Annotated in this window: 15 protein-coding genes; 8 read left to right on the top strand and 7 right to left on the bottom strand. The window is 71.1% G+C overall.

Annotated features, from left to right (window positions below; translation table 11 throughout):
• Nucleotides 1-331: 331 nt before the first annotated feature.
• Complete coding sequence (locus tag EV685_RS14930; RefSeq protein ID WP_242615603.1) at nt 332-661, bottom strand: hypothetical protein; 330 nt, start codon at nt 659-661, stop codon at nt 332-334.
• A 128-nt stretch (nt 662-789) separates the two neighbouring features.
• Nucleotides 790-1,626 carry a M90 family metallopeptidase gene (locus EV685_RS14935; RefSeq protein WP_130482817.1) on the bottom strand — a complete coding sequence of 279 codons (837 nt, stop codon included), beginning with the start codon at nt 1,624-1,626 and terminating at the stop codon, nt 790-792.
• A 199-nt stretch (nt 1,627-1,825) separates the two neighbouring features.
• On the opposite strand from EV685_RS14935, the gene EV685_RS21215 reads away from it, so the two are divergent.
• Together EV685_RS21215 and EV685_RS14940 are read left to right on the top strand one after the other, a co-directional pair.
• Nucleotides 1,826-1,948 (top strand): hypothetical protein, encoded by a 123-nt coding sequence (locus tag EV685_RS21215; protein WP_275938355.1) that lies wholly within the window; start codon nt 1,826-1,828, stop codon nt 1,946-1,948.
• A gap of 22 nt (nt 1,949-1,970) precedes the next feature.
• Nucleotides 1,971-2,387: a YkvA family protein gene (locus tag EV685_RS14940; protein WP_130482818.1), complete on the top strand. Its 417-nt coding sequence runs from the start codon at nt 1,971-1,973 to the stop codon at nt 2,385-2,387.
• Between the two features lie 5 nt (nt 2,388-2,392).
• On the opposite strand, the gene EV685_RS14945 is transcribed toward EV685_RS14940, so the two are convergent.
• The 4 genes from EV685_RS14945 to EV685_RS14960 all read right to left on the bottom strand — a co-directional run bounded on the left by EV685_RS14945 (nt 2,393) and on the right by EV685_RS14960 (nt 6,872).
• On the bottom strand, nt 2,393-3,565 hold the full coding sequence (locus EV685_RS14945; RefSeq protein ID WP_130482819.1) for a HupE/UreJ family protein: 1,173 nt from the start codon (nt 3,563-3,565) through the stop codon (nt 2,393-2,395).
• Nucleotides 3,562-4,881, bottom strand: coding sequence for a hypothetical protein (locus EV685_RS14950; RefSeq protein WP_130482820.1), 1,320 nt, complete (start codon nt 4,879-4,881; stop codon nt 3,562-3,564). Before EV685_RS14950 ends, EV685_RS14945 begins: the two co-directional genes overlap by 4 nt.
• Before the next feature lie 64 nt (nt 4,882-4,945).
• Nucleotides 4,946-5,200, bottom strand: a complete 255-nt coding sequence (locus tag EV685_RS14955) for a hypothetical protein (protein WP_130482821.1) — start codon at nt 5,198-5,200, stop codon at nt 4,946-4,948.
• A 13-nt stretch (nt 5,201-5,213) separates the two neighbouring features.
• On the bottom strand, nt 5,214-6,872 hold the full coding sequence (locus tag EV685_RS14960; protein WP_130482822.1) for a DUF4331 domain-containing protein: 1,659 nt from the start codon (nt 6,870-6,872) through the stop codon (nt 5,214-5,216).
• Nucleotides 6,873-7,135: 263 nt separating this feature from the next.
• Between EV685_RS14960 and EV685_RS14965 the strand changes: the two genes are divergently transcribed.
• Together EV685_RS14965 and EV685_RS14970 are read left to right on the top strand one after the other, a co-directional pair.
• Complete coding sequence (locus EV685_RS14965) at nt 7,136-9,949, top strand: EAL domain-containing protein (protein ID WP_130482823.1); 2,814 nt, start codon at nt 7,136-7,138, stop codon at nt 9,947-9,949.
• Nucleotides 9,950-10,106: 157 nt separating this feature from the next.
• Complete coding sequence (locus EV685_RS14970; protein WP_130482824.1) at nt 10,107-10,901, top strand: hypothetical protein; 795 nt, start codon at nt 10,107-10,109, stop codon at nt 10,899-10,901.
• Between the two features lie 111 nt (nt 10,902-11,012).
• On the opposite strand, the gene EV685_RS14975 is transcribed toward EV685_RS14970, so the two are convergent.
• The gene (locus EV685_RS14975) at nt 11,013-11,330 is read right to left on the bottom strand and encodes a hypothetical protein (protein ID WP_130482825.1); all 318 of its coding nucleotides are present in this window, start codon (nt 11,328-11,330) and stop codon (nt 11,013-11,015) included.
• Nucleotides 11,331-11,614: 284 nt separating this feature from the next.
• Here EV685_RS14975 and EV685_RS14980 point away from each other — a divergent pair, with 284 nt between their 5' ends.
• The 4 genes from EV685_RS14980 to EV685_RS14995 all read left to right on the top strand — a co-directional run bounded on the left by EV685_RS14980 (nt 11,615) and on the right by EV685_RS14995 (nt 15,476).
• Nucleotides 11,615-12,745: an aminotransferase class V-fold PLP-dependent enzyme gene (locus EV685_RS14980; protein ID WP_130482826.1), complete on the top strand. Its 1,131-nt coding sequence runs from the start codon at nt 11,615-11,617 to the stop codon at nt 12,743-12,745.
• A gap of 75 nt (nt 12,746-12,820) precedes the next feature.
• Nucleotides 12,821-13,546: a Crp/Fnr family transcriptional regulator gene (locus EV685_RS14985; RefSeq protein WP_130482827.1), complete on the top strand. Its 726-nt coding sequence runs from the start codon at nt 12,821-12,823 to the stop codon at nt 13,544-13,546.
• A 160-nt stretch (nt 13,547-13,706) separates the two neighbouring features.
• On the top strand, nt 13,707-14,624 hold the full coding sequence (locus tag EV685_RS14990; RefSeq protein WP_130482828.1) for an AfsR/SARP family transcriptional regulator: 918 nt from the start codon (nt 13,707-13,709) through the stop codon (nt 14,622-14,624).
• A gap of 66 nt (nt 14,625-14,690) precedes the next feature.
• A complete protein-coding gene (locus EV685_RS14995) occupies nt 14,691-15,476 on the top strand; it encodes a Crp/Fnr family transcriptional regulator (protein WP_130482829.1) in 786 nt (261 codons plus the stop codon).
• The last annotated feature ends 33 nt before the right edge of the window (nt 15,477-15,509 follow it).

Here is a 15,509-nt window from a genome sequence, read left to right on the forward strand (position 1 = left end):
GTCACTGCGCCTCGGCCCACCCGGACGGGGGCGCGACGAGCGCCCTCCGCGGTTGACGGATGTATTCGGGTCTGGAACGACCGCCGCAAGCCGGCCCGCGAGGGCGCGTTGCGAGGTCTGGTTCCGCCGTCATTAGCGGAGGCTGTGATCCGTCCGGGGGCTGCGATACCGCCGGACACGGGCAGGACTACGCAAGCGGCGTGCCTGAGGCCGCCGTGCGTGTCTTCACAGGGAGCGTTCGGTCAGGGCCGGCCGCAGAGTCCGTCCAGCGCATCGAACTGGTGCCCGCCACGGCCCACGGCGGGGCATGCCGCCAGTCGGCGGGGCGCCGTCAGGGCGTGGTGCGGGCGACCTGCTGCAGCAGCGCACGCGCGGCCTGTTCGGATTCGACCGAACGATCCAGCGGTGCGCGCGACAGGCCCGCGTGGGCGTAGTGCAGGTTCTCGTAGAGCTCGGCGGTCGACGGATGGGCCTTGAGCAACGCGTCGATCAGGTCTTGCGGCCAGTCCTCGGACAGGGCTTGCGACAGCCGGATGACGACGGTGCGGTACTGCGCCGCGTCGACCGGGACCGAGCTGCGTTCGAGCCGTTCCAGCAGGCCGGCGAGCACCAGCAGGGCCTGGGCGCGGCTGCGGACGGACTCGGTGGACGGTGCGGACATGGGGGGCTCCTGTTCGGATGGCAGACCGGGATCGATCTCCGGCACATGCGGTGGCGACGGGGCTTTTCAAGCGTCTGGGCGACGGCCATGTGTTGCAGCCGTCACGCGGGCGAACGCTGCCGGCGAGGTCACCACGCGGCCGGCGCCACGCCGTACAGGCCGCACAGTTCGCGGTAGACGGCGGGCTCCTCGGCGGCCAGGTCACGCGCGCGCTCGAAGAAGGTCTCGGTGACGCAGGCGAAGAACTCGGCCGGGTCGCTGGCGCCGTAGGGGTCGATCAGCCCGGTCGGCTGGCTGCGCAGCCGGGACAGGCCAGCCGCCATCGCTTGCGCCCAGGCCAGGCGGCGGCGCTTGCCGGGTCGCCACGGCTGGCCGTCGGCATGGCCCTTGTCCTGGTCGATCTGGTGGGCGAACTCGTGCAGCGCGACGTTGCGACCGTCGCCCGGATCGGCCGCGCCAGCCAGCACGTCGGGCCACGACAGCACGACCTGGCCGTGGGCCCAGGACTCGCCCGACATCGTCACCCGCTGCTGCCGAACCAGCGTGCCGTCGGGCGACTGTTCGCGCTCGACCGCGAAGGCGGCCGGGTAGACCAGCACCTGATGCAGCTTCGGGTAGACCTGCGCCCGCGCATCGCCCAGCAGCAGCAGGCAGGCCTGGGCGGCGATGGTGACGCGGACCTCGTCGGTGATCGGCTGGCCGGCGCAGCCCAGGAAGGGCTTCTCGGCCAGAAAGACCTGGATGTGGCCCTTCAGGCGCAGTTGCAGGTCCGCCGGCAGCCGGGCAACCAGCGGCACCCGCCGCCGCAGGATGCGCCGCCACGCGGCCGGAAAGGGCGTGGCCCGCAGGCGCGCTCGGCGCCGCTCGCGCCGCCAGGTCTGGCTGACCAATGCGGCGATGGCGGCCAGGCTGGCGGTGGCCAGCGCCAGCAGGGGCCAGGGGCCGAAGGGGGTGTCAGCGCTCATGCTGGGCAGATGGGACGGCGATTCGCCGATTCAAGTCAGTCGACACCTCACCTTCGGGGGCGGAGTTTTTTTCATTTCGGTAGGGCGCCTACACATTCGAGTAGTCAAGTTGACTTGCACAGGGCATTCGCCTGGGTTTGCGGATTCCTACAGTCCATGCATCCCTTCCCGACCGATCCACCCCACCGGAAAGCCCGCCATGAAGCTCATCGACATCGTCTTCGCCATCGTCCTCGTCAGCATGAGCGGCCTGCTGGTCGGGGTGGATGCCCGTGACATCGTCCGGTACATCGCCAGCAGCGACACTGCCCGGCCCGTCTGAGCCGACACGTTTGCCTCACGCCATGCCCCCCATCCTGCGTCGAGCCCGCCAGTTGCTGCTGGGGTCCCGGACCTGGGCCCGGGGCGTCAAGCGCGACGTGCTGACGCTGTGGTTCGTGCGTGCCCATCCCGACACGCCCTGGACCGCCCGGCTGCTGGCCGCGCTGGTGGTGGCCTATGCCTTCAGCCCGATCGACCTGATTCCGGACGTCATCCCGGTGCTGGGCTGGCTGGATGACGTGATCCTGCTGCCCGTCCTGATCGGCCTGACCGTGCGCCTGCTGCCGCCCCATGTGCGCGATCACGGCCGGCGCGAGGCCGAGGCGTGGCTGGCACGGGGCGAGGCCCGGCCGCGCAGCCGCATCGCCGCCGGGGTGATCGTCGTGCTGTGGCTGCTGGCGGCGTTGGGGGTCGGACTCTGGTGGTTCGCCGGGCCCTGAGAGGATCAGGGTGCGATCAAGGCGACGTCGAACGCCCGCTCGACCAGCCAGACCAGCGCCAGCGCGGCGATCAGCAGCGAGCCTGCCTGCAGCACGACCCGGCGGTAGGCCGCATGGGCCCGCCAGCGCCAGGCCAGCGGCAGGACCAGCGCGACGATCAGCAGCTGGCCCAGTTCCACCCCCAGGTTGAAGCCCAGCAGCGGCGCGAGCAAGCCGTCGCCCTGCAGGCCGAGGTCCTTGAGCACAGCGGCGAAGCCAAAACCGTGCACCAGCCCGAAGGCGAAGGTCAGCGGCCAGCGGTGCAGCGCCACCACCGGGCGCAGGTTGTTCAGGGCGACCAGCACGACGCTGGCTGCGATCAGCGATTCGATCCAGCGCGACGGCGGGTTGAGCAGGTCGAAAGCCGCCAGCGCCAGGGTGATCGAGTGCGCCACCGTGAAGGCGCTGACGACCTTGAACACATCCAGCGTCATGCCGCGCCGGTCCTGCGACGGCGTCCAGCCCGCCTGCGCCGGCCGCCACACCAGCACCGCCGGCAGCAGCAAGGCGAGCAGGAACAGCACATGGTCAGTGCCGATCAGGATGTGGTGCAGGCCCTGCACCACGAAGCCGATCCAGCCAGTGGCCGCCTGAGCGGTCGACGGCAAGCCGGGCGCGTCGAAGTTCTGTGGCACCGGACCGGGCACGAACACCGCGGTGCCAAGCGCCGCCCCTTCGCCCCAGCCCACCTGTGCGACGCCGCGGTGCTGCGGGTCGCTGCGCTCGAACAGCGCGTAGCGGGCCTGGAGCTGGCGGATCGGTCCGCTGCAACGCCATTGCCGGGTCAGCACGGCATGTCGGCCGTCGCTGTGCTGGTCGAGTTGCGCCGGCCCGTGTGACACCGCCTGGCAGGCGCGGCCGTCGGCCGCCAGACGCACGTTGGCGTCGGCCAGCGCCTGGATGTCCGGCCAGCGGCGGCGCACCTCGCCCCAGCTCAGGCGGCCGTCGGCATCGGCGTCGAGGTCCAGCTCGCGGTCGAGGTCGCGCAGCGCGATGTCCAAGCGCTCGGCGACCTGGCCGGCGGCGCCGTCGACCTGCCAGCGCAGGTAGGCGTCGCTGGCCTTGTGGGCGAAGGCCGGTGCGGCCAGGCACAGGGCCCATGCCGCACACAGGCCGGCGGCGATCTGCCTCGTGTTCATCGGGGGTCCTGAGCAAGCGGGCGTGCGGCCCGGGGGTCGGAGAGACGCAGAGAGGAGCGGTCGGCTGGGCGGTCAGCCGTGCGGTCAGCCGACAACCGCAGGCGCACATCCACCAGCCCGGTCGCCCGCACATGCTCCAACACTGGCCGTGCGGCTTCAGGCCGACCGGCGGCGCGGGCCGCGTCGACCAGCAGGCGCGCGTCGGCGGGCTCCTTCTGGATCGACCAGTTCTGCTGGGCCAGCCGCAGCGCCTCGGCCGCCCGGTCCTTCAGGTGCAGCTCGAAGCGGGCTTGCTCGCGGCGGTGGGTCAGGTCGCCCCGTGCGGCGGCGGCCTCGAAGCGGGCCTGCAAGGTGGCGATCGAGCCGGCGGTGCGCGGGTCGGCCACCGCCTGCTGGGCCAGTGCCAGTCGCAGCAGCAGCGCGTCGGCCTCCTCGCGTCCGGCCAGCAGGCTCAGCACCTCGCGCGGCTGGCCGTGGTCGAGCAGCCAGTCGGCCAGCGCGGCCAGCGTGTAGACATCGGCCTCGCCGCCGTCGGCCTGCTGGGCCGACAGGGCCTGCCGGTAAAACGCGCCGGCCTGTGTGCGGCCACGGCGCTCGGCCCCTTCGGCCCGCACCAGCGCGAGCCAGCCGGCCAGCGCGGGCGGCGCCTGCGTGGCCAGACGGGCCAGCGTGGCCTCGCCCTCGGCGGCTCGCCCGCTCAGGCTGGCAAGCTCGGCGCGGCAGACCTGCGCGGCCAGCCCCGCGCCATCGGCCGCCGCACCCCGTCGGGCGACGTTCGAGGCCTGCAGGCGCGCGCAGCCGGCATCCGCCTCAGCGATCCTGCCTTGCACCTGCAGCACGCTGGCGCGGGTCAGCTCGGCCTGGGCCTGCAGGGCCGGCGTCGCAGCCGGATCGGCCAGAACGCCGTCGAGGTCGGCGAGCGCGCCGCTGAAGTCATGCAGGCTCTGGCGCACGGTGCCACGCAGCAGCCGCACCACAGCGGGCGGCGTCGGCTCGGTCCACCAAGCCGACAGGGCGGCCTGGGCCTGGCCCAGCTCGCGCGGGTCACCGCTGCGGCGGAAGCCTTCGATCGCGGCGCGCGCCGTCGCCAGCGCCAGCAGCAGGTTGCGCGGCTCGCGCATCAACTGGGCGCGCCGGGCGCGCTCGGCCTGTCGGGCCGCACCGGCAAGGCCGCCGCGCAGGGTTTCAACCACCACGTCATCGCTGGCCGGCACGAAGGGCGCGGCGGCGGCGGGCGCGGTCGTCCACAGACTCAGCGCGAGGCCCAGCGTGCAAGCACCGGCCAGCCGCTGGATCGACGGGAAGATCGTGTTCATCGGACGTGTCTCGATTCAGGCAGGGGCTGGCGACCCCGCTCGGAGCCGCCAGCCCGGGGCGCGCTCAGTTGACGGCGCGCGGCTCGCCGCTGTCGTCAACGGCCAGCGTGTCGGGCACCGCCAAGGGCTCGCTGCTGTCGCTCTGGGCGTCGGACGTGGCGGCCACGTCCTGCACGAGGTTGATGGCGACAGCCGGGGACGTCTCGGCCGTGGCCACCGGCACGTCAGGCAGCGTCGACGAGTCGCCGCAGGCGCTCAGCAGCAGGCAGGCCGAGGCCAGCGCGGCGGCAGCGCAAGATCGAAGGATGTGCGTGTTCATCGTGTGCTCCGGCTCAGTTGCGGGTGCCGCCGATGGGCGTGGCGAGGTAGGGGAAGCCGGCCAGATAGCTGGCCTTGTTGGCGTCCGAAGCCTGGTCGACCGCGTCGTGCAGCGCCGCCGAGGTGGCGCCCAGCGGCACCTTGCCGATGCGGCATTCCGAACTCAAGGTGGCCGAGCCGGGGATGGCGAAGGTGTTGAGGCCCAGCACGTTGGCATTGCTGCCGGCCGTGATGGCGCCCAGCGTGGCCTCGCTGTTGAGCACACACAGGCCGCCGGCAACGGCTACCAGCGCGATGTCGACGACGTCGTCATTGGGCCGCCGGCCATTCGGGAAGCCCGCCAGGTCGGTGGCTGCGCCCAGGTTGCCGGCACCGCCGACCCGGATCACCTCGCCGGCCACGCCCAGCCGGTTCTGCTGCGCCAGCGGCACCGCCGCGATGGCCGTGTTCAGCCGCAGCATCTCGGCCGGCGTGACCGTGCCGGCCGGCCGGTTGACACCCGCGATGCCGGTCAGGAAGGTGTTGAGCAGGTCGGTGCGCGGCAGGTTGGACGGCGCCAGGCCGCCTGCGGGGGTGTCCAGCGCGATCTCCAGCAGGCGCGGCAGGGTGGGGTTGGTCACGTAGGCCGCGAACTGCAGGTCGTCCTTGGGCTTGGAGGCGTTGAAGCGGTCCTTGTCCGGCAGGCCGATGACGACCTCGTTGACCAGCGGGTTGCCCAGCCGCGAGACCTGCGTCCAGGCGCCGCCGGCTTTCTCGCTGACCTGGTGGCCGGCGCCCGGCGTGCCGTTGAGCAAACGCCCCTGGCGCAGGCTGGCGGTGGTCCAGCCGCCGATCACCGGGTCGTTGCCGGAACCGGCCAGCAGGCAGGACTTGTGCACCTCCAGCGCCAGCGTGGTGACGTTCTTGTCGGCCAGGGGGTTGGGCGCGGCATTGATCAGCGCCGGGTTGGTCAGCACGCTGGCCGGGGCGTTGACGAGGTCGAAGATCGTGCCGAGGTTGACCGCGAAAGGGTCCTTGCGCTGGCCGACAAAGACCTTGCCCGGCATCGCGCAGCCAGGGATGTTGACGGTGTGGACGTGCTTGGCGGCATAGGCCGGGTAGTCGGCGATCGTCTTCACGCCGATGTGGTCGACCGGCTTGTCGAAGACCGCCGATGTGCCCACCACGTTCGTCAGCGCGGACTTGCTGCCCTTGCGACGGTCGCCCCGCACCAGATCGACGGTGTAGGTCTCCTGCAGGTTGAGGCTGGCGTCGCGCACATTAGCCACCGCACCGGCCTGGATCAGCGGGATCGGCACGCGGGTGCCGCCGATGTCGAGCGCAACCTTGTTGAGCTGGTTCCGGAAACGGAACTGGAAGGTCAGGTCCTCGCGCCCGTCGCCGCTGTTGTCGAGGTGGATCTCGTAAAGCGCGTTCGGGTCGAGCGAGAAGTAGTTCGGGCCGCCATAGGCGTCCTGCAGCGGCTGGTAGTTGGCGATCAGCGTGACGTAGCCGCTGCGGCCGGTCTCGTAGCTGTTGAACAGGTAGAAGTCGGTGGCGTCGACCTTGGGCGCGGTCGTGAGGAAGGGGGCTTCACGGTGGCTGGATGCCTGCGCGGACGGCGCCAGCGCGAAGGCGGCCAGCGCCGCCAGGGCCAGGGCGTGGGGACGGACGTTCAAGATGCTGCGGGTCATGCCGGGTCTCCGGTGCGGTTCACAAGGAACGGGGTTGGGTGGCCGACGTGCGCATCGCTGCCGACCTGCAACCCCTTACGGCCACCGGGCCGGGCCGGACGCAACGCTCAAAAGACCTGGCTGCAAACAGGGTCAGTCAGAACCCCGGCGGGCGGGCAACAAGGCCGGAACAACCCCGTTGATCGATCGACCGGCTGCACCGACCTTCGACAAACCTTGGGCAGAATCGGTCGACCCGGGTTCATCCCCACACCCTCGAAGCCATGCCCTTGACGTCCCGCTTCGAATCTCAGGTCCTGTCCGCCTTCCTCGCCGCCTCCCTGGTGGTGATCGGATTGACCGTGATCGCCTGGCAGATGGGGCGGCAGGCGATGGCCGCCCAGGTCTGGGTGCAGCACACCCAGGGCGTGCTGCGTGACCTCGCGCGGGTGCAGGGCGGCACCCACCTGATCGAGCTGCACACCCAGGCCTACCGCATCAGCGGTGAGCCGGCCCGCCTGCAGGACCGCAACGTCGCGATGGCCGCGCGCGAGTCGGACATGCAGCACCTGCGCGACGCACTGGTCGACAACCCGGCACAGCTCGCGCAGTGGCAGGCCCTGCGGGAGGTGATCGACCAGCGCATCGCGATCTCGCGCCGGGTCGAGCAGCTGCGCAAGGAAGACGGCCTCGCCGCCGCGACCGCCTATGCCGCCAGCGCGCCACTGGGCGAGACCCGGGCCCGATTCCAGCGCGTGCTCGATCGCATGGAGGCCGACGAGACCGAACGGCTCAGGCGGCGCACCGAACAGGCGGTGTCCGCCGGCCAGCGCCTCGTCGCTGTCGGCGCGCTGACCGCCCTGGCGCTGCTGCTGCTGCTGGGCGGCAGCTACAGCATCATCCGGCGCCAGCTGCGCAGGACGGAAGTCAGCCGGCAGGCCCTGGCCGACAACGAGGTGCAGCTCGAACGGCGCGTGGCCGAGCGCACCCGGCAGCTGCAGGCCAAGCAGCAGGAACTGTCCCGCGTGCTCGAAGGCTCGGACCAGGGCTACTGGACCTGGGACCTGCCGAGCAACGACTTCCGGGTCAGCGCCCGCTGGGAAACCATGCTGGGGTACGCGCCTGGCGAGATGAACGTCGCGCCCGACAACTGGCATGCGCTGGTCCATCCGTCCGACCTGCCGGTCGCGCTCGAATCGATCCAGCAACACCTTGATGGCGCCACGCCCCGGCACGAGGTCGAGTTGCGCGTGCACCACCGGCAGGGCGGCTGGCGCTGGATCCTGACCCGCGGCCGGGTGGTCGAACGGGCGAGCGATGGCACGGCACTGACCATGTCGGGCACCCACACCGACATCACCGAACGCAAACACGCCGAGCTGGCGCAGCGCCAGTCGGCGGCGGTGTTCGACAACAGCGATGAGGGGATCATGGTCGCGGACGCCGACGGGCTGATCACGCAGGTCAACCCGGCCTTCACGCGCATCACCGGCTACGAGGCGCACGAGGTCATTGGCCGCTCGCCCGGCCTGCTGTCCTCCGGCCGCCACGACGCGGCCTTCTACGAGGCCTTCTGGTCCGCGCTGCAACAGCGCGGCTTCTGGAACGGCGAGATCTGGAACCGGCGCAAGAGTGGCGACGTCTTTCCCGTGCTGCAGTCGATCACGACGGTCCGTGATGCCGGCGGACGGGTGCAGCACCACGTCAGCGTGTTCACCGACATCAGCCGGCTCAAGGCGCACGAGGCCGAACTCGACCGGGTCGCCCACTTCGACGCCCTGACCGGCCTGCCCAACCGCCGCCTGCTGACCGACCGGCTCGCGCAGGCGGTGCTGCGCGCCTCGCGCAGTGGCCGGCACGGTGCCATCTGCTTCATCGACCTGGACGGCTTCAAGGCCGTCAACGACGCGCACGGCCACGCCACCGGCGACCAGTTGCTGATCGGCATCGGCGAACACATCAAGGCCGTGCTGCGGCCCGAAGACACGCTGTCGCGGCTCGGGGGCGACGAGTTCGTGCTGCTGCTCACCGAGCTGGGTTCGATCAAGGAGACCACCCAGATCCTCGACCGCGTGCTGCACGCCGCACGTCAGCCGGTGGCGGCGGAGGATCACCTGCTGAGCCTGTCGGCCAGCATCGGCGTGAGCCTGTTCCCCAACGATGACGACGACCCCGACACGCTGCTGCGCCACGCCGACCAGACCATGTACCTGGCCAAGCAGGCCGGCAAGAACCGCTATCAGCTGTTCGATCCGGAGGTCGACCGCGTGGCCCAGCAGCGTCGTGACCAGCTGACCCGTCTGCGCGAGGCCCTGCGCGTCGGCGAGTTCGAGCTGTACTACCAACCCAAGGTCGATCTGCGCGACGGCAGCGTCACCGGCGCGGAGGGCCTGATCCGCTGGTTGCACCCGGAACGCGGCCTGATCGCGCCGGGCGAGTTCCTGCCGGTGCTGCAAGGCAGCGACCTGGAGGCGGCGGTCGGTGAATGGGTGATCGACTGCGCGCTGTCCCAGATCGTCACCTGGAAGGCCCAGGGCCTGCACCTGCCGGTCAGCGTCAACATCAGCCCGCGACACCTGATCCAGCCGGCCTTCGCTGAGCGCCTGGCCAGCGCACTGGCGCGTCACCCCTGCGTCGACGCCCGGGACTTCCAACTGGAGGTCCTGGAGACCGCCGCCATCGCCGACATGCAGCAAGCCGCCGACATCCTGCAGCGCTGCATGGCCCTGGGCATCGACTTCGCGCTGGACGACTTCGGCACCGGCTACTCGTCGCTGACCTACCTGCGCAAGCTGCCGGCCCGCACGCTCAAGATCGACCGCAGCTTCGTCAGCGACCTGCTCGACGACCCCGAGGACCACGCCATCGTGCGCGGCGTCATCGACCTGGCCCGCGCCTTTGACCGTGAGGTCATCGCCGAAGGCGTAGAAACCCTCGCCCACGGCAAGGCCCTGCTCGCGATGGGCTGCCACCTCGCCCAGGGCTACGGCATCGCCCGCCCCATGCCCGCCGGCGACCTGATCGCCTGGCGGACGCGCTGGCTGTCGCAGTGGCAGCCGCTGCGCATGGACACGAGCGAAAGCGCCGTGCGCGGTTGAGGGGTGCTTGCAGGTGTCCTTGTCCGGGCGGCGCCTGGACTGTCCGCCCCACAAGTTGGGCGCGACCTGGATGCCGACCAATCGGCAGGACGCGGGTCCGCCCGTCACCCCGCTAAAGTCGCCGCTCCCCCACGCGCCGCCACGTCCAGACACCGCCATGAGCCGCCTGCAGCAAGCGTTCCGCCGCCTCTACCAGCGTCCCGAGACAGCATCCGGCGACGCCCTGATCGACGCTCATGGCCACGTGCGGGCCGCCGTGCTGGAACTCGGCCGGCCGGCCGACTGGGAGCGGCTGGGGCAGGTCTGGCGTGGCGTGCAGACCGAGCTGGGCTTGCCGGCGCCGGGCATCGCGGCCTCGGGCACGGATGCGCTGCAGCTCTGGTTCTCGCTGGCCGAGCCGCTGTCGGTGGACAGCGCACACGCCTTCGTCGACGCGCTGCGGCGGCGCTGGCTGGTCGACCTGCCGGCGGGGCGGGTGACGCTGTGGCCGCAGCCCGCCAGCGCCGTCGACGTCGCCCGGCACCTGCGGCCGGTGCCGGTGCTCAACGAGGCGACCGGCAACTGGTCAGCCTTTGTCGCACCGGACCTCGCGCCGCTGTTTGCCGACACGCCATGGCTGGACATCCCGCCGGGTGACGAGGCCCAGGCCGGCGTGCTGGGCGCGCTCGCCAGCATCCAGCCGGGTGTGCTGGCGACCGCGACGACCCTGTTGACGCAGGCCTTGCAAGCGGCATCGGCCCCGACGGCATCGGCAATGACGGCGCCGGCACCTGAGGCCAGCCCTGCAGGCATGTCGAGCACGGCGGGCACGGCACTCGCCGCAGCCACCGCGCACCTCGGCCACACCGCCCACACCGAACCGCGCAGCTTCCTGCTGGCGGTGATGAACGACGGCTCGGTCCCGCTGCCGCTGCGCATCGAGGCAGCACGCGCGCTGCTCGGGACCGGCTGAAGGCCGCCGGCCGCGACGGGGCGTGACGGGCCGTGACGGGGCGTGACTCTCTGCACCAGCCCTGGCGCAGAGTGTTCCGTGAACGGTCGTCGCCGATCGGGCGGGCCGGCCTCAGCGCGCGCCCAGCAGGCGCCGCAGCCAGCCGAACAGGCCACCGCCGGACGGCGTGGCAGCCGGTGCGGCGGCCGGTGCTGGCCGGGGTGCGGCGACCGGTGCGGACACCCGCGCTGGCGCCGGCCGGGCCACCGTGCTGGCGGCCCGGCGGGCGGCCTCGGACGCTGCGGCACGGGCCTGCAGCGAGTCGACCAGCTGGTCGTGGTGACGGCGCAGCACCACGTCCGTCGGGGGCAGCCCAAGGGCGCGCAGCCGCTCGGTGGTGGCGTGCCGCCGCAGCACGGAGTCGGTGGGAAGGTTGTCGAGCAGGACCATGGTGGCGTCTCCAGGAGATCCGTTCGGGCACGGATTCGTGTGGGTTGCCCACGGCTCGCCGCGCGGCAGGGACTGCACCGGGCAGGACCGCAGGTCCAGGCGAGAAGCAAGGCGCGGACCCAGGACCGCCGCATCAGGGTAAGACCCGGTGAGCGCCCCACAACCCGGCGGGCTGTCGGAAAGGGGCTGCGGTGTAAGCTGGCCGACCGCCTTATTCCGCCCCTGTTTCACCGCTTTCCCACCTTGAACACGCCGTCCGGCTGCGGCCGGCGCTGGAGTCCACGATGCCTGCACTGCGCCCCGATGTCGATCCCGATGGCCTGCTCGAATATTCGGTCGTCTACACCGACCGGGCGCTCAACCACATGTCGGCCCGCTTCCAGAAGGTGCTGACCGACATCACCGCGACGCTCAAGGAGGTCTATGCGGCCCGCGCTGTCGCCATCGTGCCGGGCAGCGGCACCTTCGGGATGGAAGCGGTCGCGCGCCAGTTCGCCACCGGCCAGCATGTGCTGGTGATCCGCAACGGCTGGTTCAGCTACCGCTGGACCCAGATCCTGGACATGGGCGCGATCCCGAAGTCGTCGACGGTGCTGAAGGCCCGCCGCACCGGTGACGGCGGCCCGAAGGCGCCGTTCGCGCCGGCCCCGATCGATGAGGTGGTCGCGCGCATCGCGGCCGAACGTCCGGCGGTCGTGTTCGCGCCGCACGTCGAGACCTCCGCCGGGATGATCCTGCCCGACGACTACCTGCGCGCCGTGGCCGACGCCACGCATGCGGTTGGCGGCCTGTTCGTGCTGGACTGCATCGCCTCGGGCACGGTCTGGGTCGACATGGCGGCCACGGGCGTCGACGTGCTGGTCAGCGCGCCACAAAAGGGCTGGAGCGGCCCGCCGTGCTGCGGTCTGGTGATGCTCAGCGAGCGCGCCCGCGCCGCCATCGAGACGACCACCAGCACCAGCTTCGCCTGCGACCTGCGCAAGTGGCTGGCCATCGCCGAGACCTATGAAGGCGGCGGCATCGCCTACCACGCCACCATGCCGACCGACGCGCTGGCGACGCTGCGCGACGTCATGGTCGAGACCCGCGCGATCGGCTTCGCGCAGCTCAAGGACGCGCAGATCGAGCTGGGCCGCCAGGCCCGCGCGCTGCTGGCGTCCAAGGGCTTCCCGAGCGTCGCCGCCGATGGTTACGGCGCGCCCGGCGTGATCGTCAGCTACACCGACGACGCGCAGATCCAGAGCGGTGCCAAGCTCAAGGCCCAGGGCCTGCAGATCGCCGCCGGCGTGCCGCTGCAGTGCGACGAAGGCACCGACTTCCGCACCTTCCGCATCGGCCTGTTCGGCCTGGACAAGCTGGGCAACGTGGCCCGCACCGTCGAGCATCTGGACCGGGCGCTGAGCCACATCGTCTGAGCTTGGCCTGAGCTCGATCAGGTCGGACCGCCCGGCCCGTCTTGCCATACCCAAGCGGTGTGACAGACTGGCCAGATGCCCGAACCCGACGCCCCCGCACTGAGCGGCCTGCGCGCCGTCCACCTGCTCAAGGACCTGCCCGAGCCGGTGCTCGCCGAGGTCGCCGCCGCCTGCCGTTTCCGCCTCTACCGCGCCCGCCAGGGCGTGATCTCGCGCGACGACCTCGACCGCGACTGCTACTTCATCGTCTCCGGCCGGGTCCGTGTGGTGGCCTTGTCGCCGAGCGGTCGCGAGGTCAGCTTCCGCGACTCGGGCGCCGGCGAAACCATCGGCGAGATGGCTGCGATCGACGGTGCGCCGCGTTCGGCCACCGTCGTCGCGCTGCAGGACACCCTGCTGGCGCGCCTGAGCCCAGATGACCTGCGCCGGCTGCTGCAACGCCATTGGGTCATCACCGAGCGCATGCTCGGCCACCTCGCCAGCATTGCCCGCCGGCTGACCGACCGGGTCTACGAACTCAGCACGCTCAATGTGCAGCAGCGCCTGTGTGCCGAGCTGCTGCGGCTGGCGCTGGCCGATGCGGCGGTGCACGACCGCAGCGCCGACAACCGCATCGTGCTGCGCCCGGCGCCCAGTCACAGCGAGCTGGCCGGACGCATCAGCAGCTACCGCGAGCAGGTCACGCGCGAGCTGGCCGAGCTGGGTCGCGCCGGCCTGGTCGGGCGCGAGGACGGCGCGCTGGTGATCGAGGACCTGTCGCGTCTGGCCGAGCGCATTGAAGCGGTGCGCACCTCGACCTGAGCCTCGACCGCGTCCCCGGCGCCGAAACAATTTGCAGCATGTGGGCGGTGCGCCAGCGCACTGCGCCCACGGGGGGTGACTTCCTAGACTGGCTCATCGACGTCGCGCCGCACGGACCGCCCGTGCGGGACCGGCGTCGACGCTCTTGGGAGTCAACACGATGGAACTCGATGTCTTGAGCCGACCGGCCGCCATGGCCGGTCCAACCCTGGTGCTGCCCTTCGATCGCCCGATCGCACCCGCACCGCTGCCGGTGTCGAGCCGCCCGGCGGCGCTTGCCGAACCGATGCTGACGGTGCACATGCTCGACGGCCTGCAGCTGAGCCTGGGCGGGCAGCGCATCCAGGACCTGCCGCATGGCAAGGCGCGCGCGCTGCTGCGCGTGCTGCTGCTGCAGCGTCGCCGGCCGATGTCACGGCTGCGCCTGTGCAGCCTGTTGTGGCCGGAGGCCGATCCGGCCGGCGCGCGCAACAGCCTGCACGTCACCTTGCACCGGCTGCGCCGCGCGATCGGCGACAGCGGCCTGATCCGCCACGGCGACGAGGGCTACCAGCTCGTCGCGCCGGGCGAGGTCTGGCTCGATGCCGAGCAGTTCGTGCTGCACGCCGAGGTCGGCGCGCTGGAGGACCTGCGCGGCAACCTGGATGAAGCGATCACCGAGTACGAATCGGCCATCGCGCTCTACCGCAGCGACCTGCTCGACGACGGCGAACACGAACCCGCGCTGGCCTGCGACGACCAGGCCCTGCGTGACCGCTTCAACCAGGCGCTGGAACGGCTGGCCCGGCTGCGCGAATCGCGCGAGGACCTGCACGGCTGCCTGCGCGTGTCACTGCGTCACCTGGGCATCGACCCGTGCAACGAACAGGCCCACCGCCGCCTGATGCGCTGCTACGCGCGGCTCGGTCAGGTCCAGCTGGCCGAACGCCAGTTCCGCACCTGTGTCGACACGCTGCGCCGCCAGCTCGGCGTGACGCCGCAGGCGGAGACGATCGAGTTGCATCGGCGCCTTCTTGTTGACAGGCACCAGCCATCGGCCAGCTGGTTCGCCAGCCGCTCCGCTCCTTCAGGCGGATGATGCAGTAACCCAACCGAGATCCCATACTCCGTGTGTCCGGACTGCCCGGATGCAAGGAGCAAGACCGTGACACTGCTTCGCTCGACCGACGCACGTGCGCTGAGCGGCCTGCGTCAGGTGCACCTGCTGCGCGATCTTCCCGACGAAATCGTCTCGGAAGTCGGACAGATCTGCCAGTTCAAGCTGTTTCGTTCCCGTCAGATCGTGATGTCGCGGGACGAAAGAGATCGGGACTGCTACTTGATCCTGTCCGGCAAGGTGCGGGTGGTCGCGCTGTCGCCCAGCGGCAAAGAAGTCAGCTTCCGCGACGCTGGTCCTGGCGAACTGATCGGCGAGATGTCAGCGATCGACCGGCTGCCACGCTCGGCCACGGTCGTGGCCGTCCAGGATGCCCTGTTGGCGCGGATGAGCCCAGATGACCTCCTGGCGCTGCTCAGGCGCCATTGGGATGTCAACGAACGCATGCTGAGGCATCTGGCTGGCGCTGCGCGCGGTCTGACCGAGCGGGTCTACGAGTTGAGCGCCCTGAACGTGTCCCAGCGTTTGTGCGCCGAACTGCTCCGACTGAGCCACGCCAGCGCGGCATCGCCAAAAGCGCAACGGTGCCTGCTGGATCCCACGCCCAGCCACAGCGAACTGGCAGGCCGCATCAGCTGTACGCGAGAGCAGGTCACACGAGAGCTTGGTGACTTGCGCCGCGCCCGGGTGATCGAGTGCTCGACGCGGGGACGGGTCGTGGTCGACCTCTTGCGGCTGGCCGATCGCGTGGATGTGCCCACCAGCTCGCCGACGGCCCCGTGCGAAGCGACCAAGCGCTCGGTTGCCCCCAGAACTTCCGTCGAAAGCATGTGAGCGAGATCACCGGCGAGGTTGCCTGCCGACTTC

Origin of the sequence: Sphaerotilus mobilis (assembly GCF_004216565.1) — a bacterium.
Taxonomy (GTDB): domain Bacteria; phylum Pseudomonadota; class Gammaproteobacteria; order Burkholderiales; family Burkholderiaceae_C; genus Sphaerotilus; species Sphaerotilus mobilis.

What these genes read in the sequence shown, in the direction of transcription:
- EV685_RS14930 (WP_242615603.1), bottom strand. Translation starts at nt 661, where the DNA reads ATGTCCGCACCGTCCACCGAGTCCGTCCGCAGCCGCGCCCAGGCCCTG.
- EV685_RS14935 (WP_130482817.1), bottom strand. Translation starts at nt 1,626, where the DNA reads ATGAGCGCTGACACCCCCTTCGGCCCCTGGCCCCTGCTGGCGCTGGCC.
- EV685_RS21215 (WP_275938355.1), top strand. Translation starts at nt 1,826, where the DNA reads ATGAAGCTCATCGACATCGTCTTCGCCATCGTCCTCGTCAGCATGAGC.
- EV685_RS14940 (WP_130482818.1), top strand. Translation starts at nt 1,971, where the DNA reads ATGCCCCCCATCCTGCGTCGAGCCCGCCAGTTGCTGCTGGGGTCCCGG.
- EV685_RS14945 (WP_130482819.1), bottom strand. Translation starts at nt 3,565, where the DNA reads ATGAACACGAGGCAGATCGCCGCCGGCCTGTGTGCGGCATGGGCCCTG.
- EV685_RS14950 (WP_130482820.1), bottom strand. Translation starts at nt 4,881, where the DNA reads ATGAACACGATCTTCCCGTCGATCCAGCGGCTGGCCGGTGCTTGCACG.
- EV685_RS14955 (WP_130482821.1), bottom strand. Translation starts at nt 5,200, where the DNA reads ATGAACACGCACATCCTTCGATCTTGCGCTGCCGCCGCGCTGGCCTCG.
- EV685_RS14960 (WP_130482822.1), bottom strand. Translation starts at nt 6,872, where the DNA reads ATGACCCGCAGCATCTTGAACGTCCGTCCCCACGCCCTGGCCCTGGCG.
- EV685_RS14965 (WP_130482823.1), top strand. Translation starts at nt 7,136, where the DNA reads ATGCCCTTGACGTCCCGCTTCGAATCTCAGGTCCTGTCCGCCTTCCTC.
- EV685_RS14970 (WP_130482824.1), top strand. Translation starts at nt 10,107, where the DNA reads ATGAGCCGCCTGCAGCAAGCGTTCCGCCGCCTCTACCAGCGTCCCGAG.
- EV685_RS14975 (WP_130482825.1), bottom strand. Translation starts at nt 11,330, where the DNA reads ATGGTCCTGCTCGACAACCTTCCCACCGACTCCGTGCTGCGGCGGCAC.
- EV685_RS14980 (WP_130482826.1), top strand. Translation starts at nt 11,615, where the DNA reads ATGCCTGCACTGCGCCCCGATGTCGATCCCGATGGCCTGCTCGAATAT.
- EV685_RS14985 (WP_130482827.1), top strand. Translation starts at nt 12,821, where the DNA reads ATGCCCGAACCCGACGCCCCCGCACTGAGCGGCCTGCGCGCCGTCCAC.
- EV685_RS14990 (WP_130482828.1), top strand. Translation starts at nt 13,707, where the DNA reads ATGGAACTCGATGTCTTGAGCCGACCGGCCGCCATGGCCGGTCCAACC.